This window comes from Streptomyces sp. V3I7 (assembly GCF_030817495.1).
Lineage (GTDB): Bacteria > Actinomycetota > Actinomycetes > Streptomycetales > Streptomycetaceae > Streptomyces.
On record NZ_JAUSZK010000001.1, the window covers coordinates 1,774,542 to 1,788,849 of the forward strand.

Below are 14,308 nucleotides of genomic sequence, written 5' to 3' on the forward strand. Positions count from 1 at the left end.
TGTGTCCTACTTCGACGCGGCCTCCGCCGCTCCCCTCCACCCCGTCGCCCGGCAGGCGCTCCAGGCCTCGCTCGACGAGGGGTGGGCCGATCCCGCACGGCTGTACCGGGAGGGGCGGCGGGCGCGGATGCTGCTGGACGCGGCGCGCGAGGCGGCCGCGGAGGCGGTGGGGTGCCGGCCGGACGAGCTGGTGTTCACCTCCTCCGGGACCCGGGCCGTGCACACCGGCGTCGCGGGCGCGCTGGCGGGACGGCGCCGGACCGGACGCCACCTGATCGTGTCAGCCGTCGAACACTCCTCGGTGCTGCACGCGGCGGACGTGTTCGAGGCCGACGGCGGATCGGTGACCCGGGTCCCGGTCCTGCGTACGGGCGCGGTCACCGCGGACTCCTACGCCGGGGCGCTGCGCACCGACACCGCGCTGGCCTGTCTGCAGTCGGCCAGCCACGAGGTGGGGACCGAGCAGCCGGTGGCCGCGGTGGCCGAGGTGTGCCGGGCGGCCGGGGTGCCGCTGCTGGTGGACGCGGCCCAGTCGCTGGGCTGGGGGCGCGTCGAGGGCGACTGGTCCCTGCTGACGGGCAGTGCCCACAAGTGGGGCGGGCCGTCGGGGGTCGGGCTGCTCGTCGTACGCAAGGGGGTGCGGTTCGCGGCCCAGGGGCCGGTGGACGAGCGCGAGTCGGGGCGGGCGCCCGGGTTCGAGAACATCCCGGCGATCGTGGCCGCGGCCGCATCGCTGCGGGCGGTACGGGCCGAGGCGGCCCAGGAGGCCGTACGGCTGCGGGAGTTGACCGAGCGGATCCGCACCCGGGTGCCGGAACTGGTGCCGGACGTCGAGGTGGTGGGCGATCCGGCGCGCAGGCTGCCCGGGATCGTCACCTTCTCCTGCCTCTACGTCGACGGCGAGGCGCTGCTCGACGCCCTGGACCGGGAGGGCTTCTCGGTGTCGTCCGGGTCGTCCTGCACGAGCAGCACGCTGATCCCGAGCCATGTGCTGAAGGCGATGGGTGTGCTGAGCGAGGGCAACGTACGGGTGTCGCTGCCGCCGGGGACGCCGGCGGAGGACGTCGAGCGGTTCCTGTCGGTGCTGTCCGGGGCGGTGGCCGGGGTCCGCGAGAAGCTGGGGGCGCCGGTCGGGACGGCTTCTGCGACGCCGGTCGAGGAGCTGATCGTGGACGCACTCGGCCGGCGCTGCCCGATCCCCGTCATCGAGCTGGCGAAGGTCATCGGGGACGTGCCGGTGGGCGGCACGGTGCGCGTCCTGTCGGACGACGAGGCGGCACGGCTGGACATCCCGGTGTGGTGCGAGATGCGCGGCCAGGAGTACGTCGGCGAGGAGCCGGCGGAACGAGGCGCCGCGTACATCGTCCGCCGGGTGAGCTGAACAGAGGCTCAGGGGCAGCCGACTCAGGGGCGCGGGGAACTGCGCGACCAGCCCCGACGGACCCGCGGTCGACACGGGACCCGTCGAGGCACACGCGTGGTCGCCCGCAGATCAGGCCAGGTGCGCCCGCACCTCCGCGGCGGCGTCCTCGCCGTAGGCCTTGGTGAAGCGGTCCATGAAGTGACCGCGGCGCAGCTGGTACTCCTGCGTGCCGACCGTCTCGATGACGAGGGTGGCGAGCATGCAGCCGACCTGGGCGGCGCGCTCCAGGGAGACGCCCCAGGCCAGACCGGACAGGAAGCCGGCGCGGAAGGCGTCGCCGACGCCGGTCGGGTCGGCCTTCACGTCCTCCTCGGGGCAGCCGACCTCGATCGGGTCCGCGCCGACCCGCTCGATGCGCACGCCGCGCGAGCCGAGGGTGGTGACCCGGTGGCCGACCTTGGCGAGGATCTCCTCGGCGCTCCAGCCGGTCTTGGACTCGATGAGCCCCTTCTCGTACTCGTTGGAGAAGAGGTAGGTCGCCCCGTCCAGCAGTATCCGGATCTCCTCCCCGTCCATGCGGGCGATCTGCTGGGAGAAGTCGGCGGCGAACGGGATGTTCCGGGAGCGGCACTCCTCGGTGTGGCGGAGCATCGCCTCGGGGTCGTCGGCGCCGATCAGGACCAGGTCCAGGCCCTCGACACGGTCGGCGACGGTCTTCAGCTCGATCTGCCGGGCCTCGCTCATCGCACCGGTGTAGAAGGAGCCGATCTGGTTGTGGTCGGCGTCGGTGGTGCACACGAAGCGGGCGGTGTGCAGGGTCTCGGAGATGCGGACCGACTCGGTGTCCACGCCATGCCGCTCCAGCCAGGCGCGGTACTCGTCGAAGTCGAAGCCCGCGGCGCCGACCAGGACCGGCCGGGTGCCGAGCTGTCCCATGCCGAAGGCGATGTTGGCGCCGACGCCGCCCCGGCGTACGTCGAGGTTGTCGACCAGGAAGGAGAGCGAGACCGTGTGCAGCTGGTCCGCGACGAACTGGTCGGCGAAGCGGCCGGGGAAGGTCATGAGGTGGTCGGTGGCGATGGAGCCGGTGACTGCGATGCGCACGGCTGGGACTCTCCTGAGGAATGTGGTGGGGCGCGGCGCCCGCGCACGTCCGAGGGGCGGCGGGGAGGAGACGGGCGGGCGGTTGACAGTTAACGCTACCCGCTCCGCTCTCCGTACCGGCCCGAATGCGGACGTCGCGGCCGACAAACCTACCCGATAGTAGATCTTTCGCCACCACCCGCACCATGCCTACGGTGCGTTCATGACGAACCTCAAGGCCCCCGCTCCGGCCGACCTCGACGGCGATCTGGCCTCTCTGCGCGGCGACTGCGCCCGGATGGCCCGGCACTGGACGACGCCCAAGCGCGCCGCGTCCCGGCCGGTACCACCCTCGCTCATCCACGGGGTGGACGTCCCGGCGAAGTCCGCCCGGCTGCTGGACGCGATGTCGGAGTACGGCGACTAGCCGACTCCCGTCTTCGAGGGAACCGCACGCTCCTCTCCCGCGTCCCATCGCCGTCCCCCATGAAGGGGACGCGGGCCACGACTCACCAAGGAGCGATGCGGTGAACAGCGAGCGACCGGACAACCCCGACCACGCCCCCGGCGAGGACGCGGCCGCGGGGAGCGACAGGCAGGCCCTTGCCGGGGACGGCAGGCCCGCGCGCCGCCGCTCACCCGTGGTCATCGCCTCGGTCGCGGCCGCCGTGCTGGTGGCCGGGGGCGGCGGCGCCTACCTCGCCACGACGGCCGCGGGCGGGTCGGGCGGACGTACGGACTCCGAGGCACCCGGCACCGACGCGGCTCCCCCGCCCCTCGCCCTGGACGGCTTCACGGCGGGCGACACGGGCGGCGGCACCGGCAGTGGGAGCGGCGGAAGTGGAGGGGGCAACAACGGGATCGCGCCCGGTGAGCCCGATCCGTACGGCCCGACGTACCGGGTGCGCGGTTCGCTGCCCGAGGGACCGGGCTCGGCGCCCGTGTACCGACCGGCCGGTGAGGTCACCCGCGGTGAGGTCACCCGGTTGGCCGAGGCGCTCGGGGTGAAGGGGACGCCGGTGGCCGAGGGGCGGCAGGGCTGGCGGGTGGGACCGGAGAAAGGCGGCGCGGGTCCGACGCTGCGGGTGACCCGGCAGGCGCCGGGGACCTGGACCTTCCAGCGGTCCGGAGCCGGGAGCGACAACTGCGCGAAGGGCCCGGTGTGCGCCCAGCCGCCGAACGGCCGGGACGCCGGCCCGGTGAGCGCGAAGGACGCGGAGAAGGCGGCGGCGCCGGTGCTGAAGGCGCTGGGCCAGGACGACGCCAAGGTCGACGCGAGCCAGGCCGCCGGTGGCCGGCGCATGGTGAACGCCGATCCGGTGGTGGGCGGACTGCCCACGTACGGCTGGCGGATCGGGCTGTCCGTGGACGAGCGGGGCGACGTGGTCGACGGCAGCGGGCTGCTGAAGGCGCCGGCGAAGGGGGTCACGTACCCCGTCGTGAGCGCGCGCCGGACGCTGGAGCTGATGAGCAAGGCGCCGCGGACCGAGCAGCGGATGGGCATCGGCGGCTGCGCCAGTCCTGTACCGCTGAAGGACCGGGCGGAGCAGCCGTGCGGGGCGTCGGGGAGCCCTTCGGGGCAGGAGGCGGCGACGGTGGAGAAGGCGGTGTTCGGACTGGCCGCGCAGTCCGTCGCGGGGCGGCAGACGCTGGTGCCGTCCTGGCTGTTCGAGGTGCGGGCGGCGGGGGCGCGGGACGCGTTCACGGTGACGTATCCGGCGGTCGACCCGAGGTATCTGGCCTCACCGTCGGAGCCGTCCGGGAAGGCGACCGGGGTGCCGCGGACGCAGGACGTGAAGGTGGCGGGTTACTCGGCCGACGGCCGGGAGCTGACCGTGCGCTTCACGGGCGGGGTGTGCGCCGAGTACCGGGCGACAGCGGCGGAGAGCGGGGAGCAGGTGACGGTCAGGGTGACCGAGACGGTGCGGTCGGACAAGCCCTGCATCCTCATCGCCAAGGAATACGGGCGGACCATGCGCCTGGACGAGCCGCTCGGCGACCGGAAGGTGGTCGGGACGTTGGGCACGCGGGTCCCGCTGGCCAAGCCGGGCGCGCGTCTGCCGCAGGCTCGTTGAGGGCCGGCGGCGGCAGGTCTGGGTGAACGCGAAGGCGGCGGCCCCCGTCGAGTGGGGGCCGCCGCCTTCGCGTTCACATGAGGTCGTACGGCCGGGGCCGTACGGGGGGCTCAGCTGAAGGAGTCGCCGCAGGCGCAGGAGCCCGTCGCGTTCGGGTTGTCGATCGTGAAGCCCTGCTTCTCGATCGTGTCCACGAAGTCGATCGTGGCGCCGCCCAGGTAGGGGGCGCTCATGCGGTCGGTGACGACCTTGACGCCGCCGAAGTCCTTCTCCACGTCGCCGTCGAGCGAACGCTCGTCGAAGAAGAGCTGGTAACGCAGGCCGGAGCAGCCGCCGGGCTGGACGGCGACGCGCAGGGCGAGGTCGTCACGGCCTTCCTGGTCGAGCAGGGCCTTGACCTTTTCCGCGGCGGCGTCGGTCAGAACGATGCCGTCGGTGACGGTGCCGGTCTCGTCCGATACGGACATCTACATCTCTCCCGGGTTGTACGGAGACTGCTTGCGGACCAGTGCAACCAGCGAGGCCGCGGATTCATTCCGGGCCCGCGGATTCGGTTCCGGTTCGAGCACATGTGTTTCTTTTCCGTCCTCATGCTCGCACATGCGCCGCGGGGCGGACAGCGAGCTGTGGACGACCGCGGGCGCGTCACGGCACCGCGAGAGGCCTTCGGGATTCATGTCACACCGACGCGATGGCCATCGTCAAAGTGACATAAAGCAGTTATCATAGATAGCGTCAGTTAGACGAAAAGTAGAAAGGGTGCGTGCCGTGACCACCGCCCAGACCCCGGAGCTCGACGTACAGCCGACTCCCCTCGCCCTGCTGCTGCTCGGCCGCGAGGCCGATCCGAAGAGCGAGCGCGGCGTCGAGTGCCCCGGTGACCTCCCCTCGCCGTCCGACCCCGACCTGGTGGCGCGCGCCCGCGCGGCCAAGGAGAAGCTCGGCGACAAGGTCTTCGTGCTCGGCCACCACTACCAGCGCGACGAGGTCATCCAGTTCGCCGACGTCACGGGCGACTCCTTCAAGCTGGCGCGGGACGCGGCGGCGCGCCCCGAGGCCGAGTACATCGTGTTCTGCGGTGTGCACTTCATGGCGGAGTCCGCGGACATCCTGACGGGCGACGACCAGAAGGTCGTCCTCCCGGACCTGGCCGCGGGCTGCTCCATGGCCGACATGGCGACGGCCGAGCAGGTCGCCGAGTGCTGGGACGTCCTGACGGAGGCGGGGATCGCCGAACAGGTGGTCCCCGTCTCGTACATGAACTCCTCCGCCGACATCAAGGCCTTCACCGGCAAGCACGGCGGCACCATCTGCACCTCCTCCAACGCCAAGCGCGCCCTCGACTGGGCCTTCGAGCAGGGCGAGAAGGTGCTGTTCCTGCCCGACCAGCACCTGGGCCGCAACACCGCCGTCCGCGACATGGGCATGTCCCTGGACGACTGCGTCGTCTACAACCCGCACAAGCCGGGCGGCGGTCTGACGGCGGACGAGCTGCGCGCCGCGAAGATGATCCTGTGGCGCGGCCACTGCTCGGTGCACGGCCGCTTCAGCCTGGACTCGGTGAACGACGTGCGCGCCCGCATCCCCGGGGTGAACGTCCTCGTCCACCCCGAGTGCAAGCACGAGGTCGTGGCCGCGGCGGACCACGTCGGCTCGACCGAGTACATCATCAAGGCCCTGGAGGCGGCCCCGGCCGGCTCCAAGTGGGCCATCGGCACGGAGCTGAACCTGGTCCGCCGCCTGGCGAACCGTTTCGCGCCCGAGGGCAAGGAGATCGTCTTCCTCGACAAGACGGTCTGCTTCTGCTCGACCATGAACCGCATCGACCTCCCTCACCTGGTCTGGGCCCTGGAATCCCTGGCCGAGGGCACCCTCGTCAACCGGATCACGGTCGACAAGGAAACGGAGGCGTTCGCGAAGCTGGCCCTGGAGCGGATGCTGGCGCTGCCGTAGGTCTCCCACCGACCCGCCCCCGCTGTCGATCACGCCGCCCTCACCGACGCGCCTACGGCGCCCGGCGGGGGCCCGGTCGGGCTCGGGGGCGGGCCGACGGAGGGTCCGGGAACGGCCGGCGGCGTGCCCGGCGTGGCTGGCGCGGGCTCCGGGCACGGGGCCGGCGGAGGCTGGCGGGGGTATGGGGGCGCAGCCCCCAAAAGGGGCGCGGGGAACTGCGCGACACGCCATCACGCACCCGCAGCCGTCGACGGGCAAGTGACGGCAGACGAGGTGAACGCACCGAGGCCCGGCACGCACCACCGTGCGTGCCGGGCCTCGGTCATGAGCAGGCGGGCGGCGCTACACCCCCGCCGGCTCCGGCTCGTCGGAAGCCGGCGTCGCCTGCGAGGTGCTCCCCGCCTTCCTCGCCCGCTTGATCTCCCGCTTCTTCGCCCGGCGCTCCTTGCGGAGCTCCAGCATCGCGTAGAGCGTCGGGACCAGGAGGAGGGTCAGCAGGGTCGACGTGATGAGACCGCCGATCACGACCACCGCGAGCGGCTGGGCGATGAAGCCGCCCTCGCCGGTGACGCCGAGCGCCATCGGCAGGAGGGCGAAGATCGTCGCCAGGGCCGTCATGAGGATCGGGCGCAGACGGTGGCGGCCGCCCTCGATCACGGCCTCCACGACGCCGTACCCCTGGCCGCGGTACTGGTTGATCAGGTCGATCAGCACGATCGCGTTGGTCACCACGATGCCGATCAGCATCAGCATGCCGATCATCGCGGGCACGCCCATCGGGGTGCCGGTGGCGATCAGCAGACCGATCGCACCCGTCGCCGCGAAGGGGATGGAGACCAGCAGGATCAGCGGCTGGGCCAGTGAGCGGAACGTCGCCACCAGCAGCATGAAGACGATCGCGATCGCCGCCAGCATGGCCAGGCCGAGGTTCTTGAACGCGTCGTCCTGGTCGGACGACACGCCGCCGATCTCGGCCGTCGCGCCCGCCGGGAGCTTCAGCGCCTTGATCTTGGTCTGGAGCGCCGCACTCACCGCGCCCGTGTTCTCGCCGTCCGGCTTCGCGGTGATGGTCGCCGCGCGCCGGCCGTCGATCCGGGTCATGGAGACCGGGCCGTCCACCAGCTTGACCGTCGCGATGTCACCCAGCTTCACCGCGCCGAGACGCATCGCGCGCAGCTGGGCCAGCGTCTTCGCCGGCGTCGCCGACTTCACGACGATGTCGCGCTCGGTGTCGTCCAGGATCGCCTTGCCGGCCGGGGTGCCCCGCACTCCCTGCGCCACGGCGGCGCCCAGCGTCTGGTCGGTGAAGCCCGGCGCGGCGGCCTTCGCGTTCGCCTTGACCGAGATCCGCGGCACGCTCCGCGCGAGGTCGCTGGAGACGTCGGTGACGCCGTCCAGGCCCGCGACGACCGACCGCACCTGCTCCGAGGCCGTGCTCAGCACCTTCGGGTCGGCCGCCTTCACGACGACGCTCAGGTTCTGGTTGCCGAATGCGGCACCGGCCGCGACCGTGGTCGTACCGGCGCCCTTGAGTTCCTTCAGACCGTCCTCGATACGGCGCTGCACGTCGGCGGAGGACGCGGAGTCCTCCAGCATCACCTGGTACGACGCCTGGTTGGTGTCCGTACCGCCGCCGAAGGCCGCCATGAAGCCGGACGAGCCGACCGTGACCTGGTAGTCCTTGACGCCCTTGGTCGCGGCGAGGAGCTTCTCCACGCGGCGCGCCTGCGCGTCCGTGGCCGCCAGGCTGGTGCCGGGTTTCAACTGCTGCTTGACGGTGAGGACTTCCTGCTCGCCCTGGTCGAAGAAGTTCGTCTTCAGCAGCCCGCCCATGCCGAAGGTGCCGAACAGCACCACCACGGCGATCAGCACGCTGGTCAGCCGGCGGCGCGTCGCGAAGCACAGCACCGGGACGTACGCGCGCTGCAGAAGGCTGCGGGCCTCCTTCTCCTCCGCCTTGCGGCGGGCCTCCGCCGCGTCCTCGGGGGTGCCCTTCGGGGCGCGCAGGAACCAGTACGACAGGACCGGGACGACCGTCAGCGAGACGAGCAGGGACGCGAGCAGCGCGGCCGTCACCGTGAGGGAGAACGAGCCGAACATCGCGCCCACCATGCCGCCGACCAGGCCGATCGGCAGGAACACGGCGACGGTGGTGAGGGTCGAGGAGGTCACCGCGCCGGCCACCTCGCGGACCGCGCTGACGATGGCCTCGTGGCGCTCCTCGCCGTAGCCGAGGTGGCGCTTGATGTTCTCCAGGACCACGATCGAGTCGTCGACGACGCGGCCGATGGCGATGGTCAGCGCGCCCAGCGTCAGCATGTTCAGCGACAGGTCCCGCGTCCACAGGACGATCAGCGCGAGCACGACCGACAGCGGGATGGAGACCGCGGTCACCAGGGTCGAGCGGAGCGAGGCGAGGAAGACCAGGATGACGAGGACCGCGAAGAGCAGGCCGAGGGCGCCCTCGGTGGTCAGGCCCTTGATGGACTTCGAGACCGCCGGGCCCTGGTCGCTGACGACCGTGATCGTGACGCCGGAGCCGAGGTCCTGACGCAGCTTCGGCAGCTTGTCCTTGACCGCGTCGGAGATGGCGACCGCGCTGCCGTCGTGGTCCATGGTCACGTTGACGGCGAGGCTCGGCCGGCCGTCGGTGCGGGTGAGCGAGTCGGCCGGGGCCGGCTGCTCCTTGACCGTGGCCACGTCACCGAGACGAACCGGCTTGCGGACGCCCTCACCGGTGATCATCAGATCCCGGATCTGCTTCAGCGAGCTGAATCCGCCGCCGACCTGGACGGTGCGGTTGGCGCCGTCCTCGTCGAAGGAGCCCGCGGGGACGGTCGCGCCGCCCGCCTGGAGGGACTGGCCGATGGCCGCCGGGCTGACGCCCGCGCGGGCCAGCTTGGCGGTGTCGGGGGTGACGGCGACCTGGAGGTTCCGCACGCCCATGACCTGGACGCGGCCGACGCCGTCGACGTCCTTCAGTGCCGGGACCACCGTCGTGTCGAGCTGGTCGGCGAGGGCCTGCTGGTCCTTGCCGGAGGTGACGGCGAGGACGACGGTGGGCATGTCGTCGGTGGAGCCGGAGATCACCTGCGGGTCGACGGTGTCCGGGAGCTGGGCGCGGGCCCGGTTGACGGCCTGCTGAACGTCGGTGACGAGGCGCTTGGTGTCGTTGCCGTAGTCGAAGGACGCCATGATCACGGCGTTGCCCTCGCTGGCCGTGGAGGTGACACCGGTGATGCCGTCGACGCCCTCGAGGCTGGTCTCGATGGGCTCGACGACCTGCTTCTCGACGACGTCGGGGGACGCGCCCTGGTACGGCGCGATGACCGACACCATCGGCAGTTCGATGGTGGGCAGCAGCTGCTGCTTGATCTGGGGTATCGCGATCGCCCCGAAGACGATCGCGACGAGCGACACGAGCCCGATCAGGGCCCGTTGCGCGAGGCTGAATCTCGACAGCCAGGACATGTGTCAGGGTCTCTCTTCGGTGAGCGGCGTGAGCGGCGTGAGCCGCGGAGAAAGCGGAAGGGGGCACGTCTGCGCGCCCACCCCACCACCCTGGTCCATGCGCGGACGCCGATCCGTAGGCCCCAGGTCCATTTCCTCACCCCCCGCCTACTCCGACCGCAGTACGCCCGGTGGCGGTCAGTCCGTCCTCGGGCGGACCAGCCCCGATTCGTACGCGATCACCACGAGCTGGGCGCGGTCGCGGGCGCCGAGCTTGGCCATGGCCCGGTTGACGTGTGTCTTCACGGTCAGCGGGCTCACCTCCAGGCGCTCGGCTATCTCGTCGTTGGAGTGGCCGCCGCCGACCTGCACGAGCACCTCGCTCTCGCGTCCGGTGAGCGCGGCGAGGCGTTCGGAGCGAGCCGGGTCTCCGGCGTCGTCTGTCGCGTCGCCCTGGGCGAGGAAGCGGGCGATGAGCCCCTTGGTGGCCGCCGGCGAGAGCAGGGCGTCCCCGGCGGCGGCGACCCGGATGGCGTTGAGGAGTTCGTCGGGCTCGGAACCCTTGCCGAGGAAGCCGGAGGCGCCGGCCCGCAGCGCCCGCACCACGTAGTCGTCGACCTCGAACGTCGTCAGGATGACCACGCGGACGTCCGCGAGGGACGGATCGGCGCTGATCTGACGGGTGGCGGCGAGGCCGTCGGTGCCCGGCATCCGGATGTCCATGAGGACGACGTCGGCCTGGCGTTCCCGGGTCAGCCGCACCGCCTCGGCGCCGTCGGAGGCCTCGCCGACGACCTCCATGTCGGGCTCGGAGTCGACCAGCACCCGGAACGCGCTGCGCAGCAGGGCCTGGTCGTCGGCGAGCAGGACACGGATCGTCATGCGAACTCCCCCGTCGTCGTGCGGGTGCCCCGCACGTGTCATGCCGGCTCCCCCGTCGCGGCGGTCCGGGTCTTGACCGGCAGGATCGCATGGACACGGAAGCCGCCTCCGTAACGGGGACCGGTGGTGAGGGTGCCGCCGAGCGCGGTGGCCCGCTCGCGCATGCCGAGCAGCCCGTGCCCGCCGCCGGGCTGCGGGGCGGTGTCCTTCGCCGGGCCGTCGTCGAGGACGGTGACCTCGATGTTCGGTCCCACGCGGACGACGCTGACCTCGGCCTTGGCCTCGGTGCCCGCGTGCTTCTGCACGTTCGTCAGGGCTTCCTGGATGATCCGGTACGCGGCCAGGTCGACGGCGGCGGGCAGTTCGGTGTCCTGGTCGGCGCGGGCGACCTCGACCTGGAGCCCGGCGCTGCGGCAGGTGCCGGCGAGGTCGTCGAGGCGGCTGAGTCCGGGGGCGGGTTCGGTGGGGGCCTCGGGGTCGCCGGACTGGCGGAGCAGGCCGACGGTGGCGCGCAGTTCGTCGAGCGCGGAGCGGCTGGCCTCGCGGACGTGGGCGAGCGCCTCCTTGGCCTGGTCCGGGCGCTTGTCCATGACATGGGCGGCGACCCCGGCCTGGACGTTGACCAGGGCGATGTGGTGGGCGACGACGTCGTGCAGATCGCGGGCGATGCGCAGGCGCTCCTCGGCGACCCGGCGGCGGGCCTCCTCCTCGCGGGTGCGCTCGGCCCGCTCGGCGCGTTCGCGGATGGCCCGCACGACCGCGCGGCGGCTGCGGACGGCGTCCCCGGCGGTGGCGCCGATGCCGGTCCAGGCGACGAGGGCGAGGTTCTCCTGGGCGTACCAGGGCAGAGGGCCGGCGAGCATGGCGGCGCCGGTCAGCACGGCCATGGTGAGCAGGCCGACGCGCCAGGTGGTGGAGCGGTCGGTGGCCGAGGCGACGGTGTAGAGGGCGATCACGGCGGACATGGCGACCGGGGCGCGCGGGTCGCTGATGACGCACTCCACGACGGAGAGGGCGACGGTGACGGCGAGCACCGTGCGGGGTGCGGCGCGGCGGAAGACGAGCGCGGCCGCGCCGAGCGTGATGAGGACGAGGCTGAGCGGGTCCGGGGTGCGCACACCCCAGGTGACGCCGTGCGGTCCCCGGGGGTCGGCGAACGATCCCGCGACCATGCACACGAGCACGCCGGCCGCGATGGCGGCGTCCAGGGCGAGGGGGTGCGCGGTGAAGGGGCGGCGCGCGCGGTCGACGGTGCTCACCCGGTGAACAGTACGTCCCCGGCGCCCGCGCTCCCGGACCTCCGCATCGGACCGGATGCCCGCAATCGCGCCCCGGACCGGGGACGGGCCGGGTTCCCGCCCCGGACCGGAGACAGCAAGGGTTCCCGCCTCGGAGCGGACGCTCCGCAGCCCCGCCGTGCACGCGCCGGACGGGACGGCCCCGCCCCCACCCGGAACCGCACGGGCACCGGCACCGTCACCCCGGGATGAGGCCGTCGCCGCTGAGCAGCTCCCGGACCTCCTCCAGGGTGGCGTCCGGGGAGGGAAGAATGAGGTCCGACGGCTCCAGGAAGTCGTCCGGGACGGGCTCGCCCAGGTCGCGGACCTTGTCGAGCAGGGCCTGGAGGGTGCGGCGGTAGCCGGGGCCGTCGCCGTTCTCCATCTCGGCCAGGAGCTCGTCGTCGAGCTTGTTGAGTTCGGCGAGGTGGCTGTCCGCCAGCCTCACCTGCCCCTCCCCCATGATCCGCACGATCATGTCGGCCATCTCGCCCTCCGGCTCTCGCACCTGCGGGGTGGTCCTACTGCTTGTCGAAGCGCGGGGTGTCCTGCGGCTGCTGCTGGGACTGCCCCTGGCCGGCGCCGCCCTCGATCGCCTGCTGGGAGGTGCCCCCAGCCAGCTCGGCCTTCATGCGCTGGAGCTCCAGCTCCACGTCCGACCCGCCGGAGAGCCGGTCCAGCTCGGCCTGGAGCTCGTCCTTGGCCATGCCGGTGGGGTCGTTCAGGGCGCCGGAGGCGAGCAGTTCGTCGATGGCGCCGGCCCGGGCCTGCATCTGGGCGGTCTTGTCCTCGGCGCGCTGGATGGCGAGGCCGACGTCGCCCATCTCCTCGGAGATGCCGGAGAAGGCCTCGCCGATACGGGTCTGGGCCTGGGCGGCGGTGTAGGTGGCCTTGATCGTCTCCTTCTTCGTACGGAAGGCGTCGACCTTGGCCTGAAGGCGCTGGGCCGCCAGGGTGAGCTTCTCCTCCTCGCCCTGGAGGGTCGCGTGCTGCGATTCGAGGTCCGTGACCTGCTGCTGGAGCGCGGCGCGGCGGGAGAGCGCCTCGCGGGCGAGGTCCTCGCGGCCGAGGGCGAGCGCCTTGCGGCCCTGGTCCTCCAGCTTGGTGGACTGCTGCTGCAGCTGGTTGAGCTGGAGTTCCAGGCGCTTGCGCGACGTGGCGACGTCGGCGACGCCGCGGCGCACCTTCTGGAGCAGCTCCAGCTGCTTCTGGTACGAGTAATCGAGGGTCTCGCGCGGGTCCTCGGCCCGGTCAAGGGCCTTGTTCGCCTTCGCGCGGAAGATCATCCCCATACGCTTCATGACACCGCTCATGGGCTTCGCGCGCCCCCTTCTGACGGACTCCGGCTCACAGCTCTGCGACAGAACCCACAGTACGGGCCCTGCATCCATTACCGCACTGTTCGGGGACGGATGCGCTCCTCCCCAAGGACGATGGCGGACGGTTCCGGTCCGGCGCAGGGAGGAGGTGACTCCCAGAGGTGCGCCGGGTGAACCGTCTGCAACGTCCGCTCTGTCCCCCTACAGACGACTGGTGTTGCCGGATCGTTCCCCGCGGGGCTGGGGTCTATACCCGGCCACCACGTACCCTTGGATTTTGTGTTCCGTAGCCGTGCCAACAAGGACGAGAAGGGCCGGGCCGCCGACAAGGCGCCGGTGACCGACTCCAAGCAGCCCCGTGACCCGCAGGCCCCGAAGGGCCGCCCTACCCCCAAGCGGAGTGAGGCGCAGTCCCAGCGCCGCAGCATCGCCAGTACGTCGTCGTCACGCAAGGACGTCGCCCGTCGTCAGCGCGACGATCGCCGCGCCCAGATGGAGCGACAGCGCCAGGCCCTGGCCGGCGGCGACGAGCGTTACCTCCCCGCCCGGGACAAGGGTCCTGTCCGCAAGTTCGCCCGCGACTGGGTCGACTCGCGGTTCAACGTCGCGGAGTTCTTCCTGCCGGTGGCCGTGGTCATCCTGGTGCTGAGCATCGTGAAGGTGCCGGTGCTCCAGCAGGTCGCGCTGGGCCTGTGGGTGCTGGTGATCGTCCTGATCGTGCTCGACTCCGCCTTCAGCGGGTTCCGGCTGCGTACGCGGCTGGCGGAGCGCTTCCCCGACCACAACCGCCGGGGCGCCGTCGCCTACGGCCTGATGCGCTCGCTCCAGATGCGCCGTCTCCGGCTGCCGAAGCCGCAGGTCAAGCGCGGAGAGCGGCCCTGAGCGCTGCCTCTTTTCCCGAGGGCG

General features: G+C 72.1%; 12 protein-coding genes. 5 read left to right on the forward strand and 7 right to left on the reverse strand.

Annotation, left to right across the window (positions count from 1 at the left end):
- Position 1: 1 nt before the first annotated feature.
- Positions 2–1,381, forward strand: a complete 1,380-nt coding sequence (locus QFZ74_RS08390) for a cysteine desulfurase/sulfurtransferase TusA family protein (RefSeq protein ID WP_307620164.1) — start codon at positions 2–4, stop codon at positions 1,379–1,381.
- Between the two features lie 111 nt (positions 1,382–1,492).
- Here QFZ74_RS08390 and QFZ74_RS08395 read toward each other — a convergent pair whose 3' ends face one another.
- Complete coding sequence (locus QFZ74_RS08395) at positions 1,493–2,467, reverse strand: carbohydrate kinase family protein (RefSeq protein WP_307620165.1); 975 nt, start codon at positions 2,465–2,467, stop codon at positions 1,493–1,495.
- Between the two features lie 202 nt (positions 2,468–2,669).
- Between QFZ74_RS08395 and QFZ74_RS08400 the strand changes: the two genes are divergently transcribed.
- A complete protein-coding gene (locus tag QFZ74_RS08400) occupies positions 2,670–2,873 on the forward strand; it encodes a hypothetical protein (protein WP_307620166.1) in 204 nt (67 codons plus the stop codon).
- 100 nt (positions 2,874–2,973) lie between these two features.
- Complete coding sequence (locus QFZ74_RS08405; protein WP_307620167.1) at positions 2,974–4,521, forward strand: hypothetical protein; 1,548 nt, start codon at positions 2,974–2,976, stop codon at positions 4,519–4,521.
- 110 nt (positions 4,522–4,631) lie between these two features.
- Here QFZ74_RS08405 and QFZ74_RS08410 read toward each other — a convergent pair whose 3' ends face one another.
- Complete coding sequence (locus QFZ74_RS08410) at positions 4,632–4,988, reverse strand: iron-sulfur cluster assembly accessory protein (protein WP_307620168.1); 357 nt, start codon at positions 4,986–4,988, stop codon at positions 4,632–4,634.
- Between the two features lie 301 nt (positions 4,989–5,289).
- On the opposite strand from QFZ74_RS08410, the gene nadA reads away from it, so the two are divergent.
- Complete coding sequence (gene nadA, locus QFZ74_RS08415) at positions 5,290–6,474, forward strand: quinolinate synthase NadA (RefSeq protein ID WP_307620169.1); 1,185 nt, start codon at positions 5,290–5,292, stop codon at positions 6,472–6,474.
- A 342-nt stretch (positions 6,475–6,816) separates the two neighbouring features.
- On the opposite strand, the gene QFZ74_RS08420 is transcribed toward nadA, so the two are convergent.
- The 5 genes from QFZ74_RS08420 to QFZ74_RS08440 all read right to left on the reverse strand — a co-directional run bounded on the left by QFZ74_RS08420 (position 6,817) and on the right by QFZ74_RS08440 (position 13,396).
- A complete protein-coding gene (locus QFZ74_RS08420; protein WP_307620170.1) occupies positions 6,817–9,945 on the reverse strand; it encodes an efflux RND transporter permease subunit in 3,129 nt (1,042 codons plus the stop codon).
- A 177-nt stretch (positions 9,946–10,122) separates the two neighbouring features.
- Positions 10,123–10,806, reverse strand: a complete 684-nt coding sequence (locus QFZ74_RS08425) for a response regulator transcription factor (RefSeq protein WP_307620171.1) — start codon at positions 10,804–10,806, stop codon at positions 10,123–10,125.
- Positions 10,807–10,844: 38 nt separating this feature from the next.
- Positions 10,845–12,065 (reverse strand): sensor histidine kinase, encoded by a 1,221-nt coding sequence (locus QFZ74_RS08430; RefSeq protein ID WP_307620172.1) that lies wholly within the window; start codon positions 12,063–12,065, stop codon positions 10,845–10,847.
- 217 nt (positions 12,066–12,282) lie between these two features.
- Positions 12,283–12,561 (reverse strand): hypothetical protein, encoded by a 279-nt coding sequence (locus tag QFZ74_RS08435; protein WP_307624079.1) that lies wholly within the window; start codon positions 12,559–12,561, stop codon positions 12,283–12,285.
- Positions 12,562–12,604: 43 nt separating this feature from the next.
- Entirely contained in the window at positions 12,605–13,396 is a 792-nt protein-coding gene (locus tag QFZ74_RS08440) for a PspA/IM30 family protein (RefSeq protein ID WP_307620173.1), read from the reverse strand.
- A 285-nt stretch (positions 13,397–13,681) separates the two neighbouring features.
- Here QFZ74_RS08440 and QFZ74_RS08445 point away from each other — a divergent pair, with 285 nt between their 5' ends.
- Positions 13,682–14,284 (forward strand): DUF3043 domain-containing protein, encoded by a 603-nt coding sequence (locus QFZ74_RS08445; RefSeq protein WP_307620174.1) that lies wholly within the window; start codon positions 13,682–13,684, stop codon positions 14,282–14,284.
- The last annotated feature ends 24 nt before the right edge of the window (positions 14,285–14,308 follow it).

Excerpts from the sequence above, each read along its gene's own strand:
- QFZ74_RS08400 (WP_307620166.1), top strand. The coding sequence starts at position 2,670 with ATGACGAACCTCAAGGCCCCCGCTCCGGCCGACCTCGACGGCGATCTG.
- QFZ74_RS08410 (WP_307620168.1), bottom strand. The coding sequence starts at position 4,988 with ATGTCCGTATCGGACGAGACCGGCACCGTCACCGACGGCATCGTTCTG.
- QFZ74_RS08420 (WP_307620170.1), bottom strand. The coding sequence starts at position 9,945 with ATGTCCTGGCTGTCGAGATTCAGCCTCGCGCAACGGGCCCTGATCGGG.
- QFZ74_RS08425 (WP_307620171.1), bottom strand. The coding sequence starts at position 10,806 with ATGACGATCCGTGTCCTGCTCGCCGACGACCAGGCCCTGCTGCGCAGC.
- QFZ74_RS08435 (WP_307624079.1), bottom strand. The coding sequence starts at position 12,561 with ATGATCGTGCGGATCATGGGGGAGGGGCAGGTGAGGCTGGCGGACAGC.
- QFZ74_RS08440 (WP_307620173.1), bottom strand. The coding sequence starts at position 13,396 with ATGAGCGGTGTCATGAAGCGTATGGGGATGATCTTCCGCGCGAAGGCG.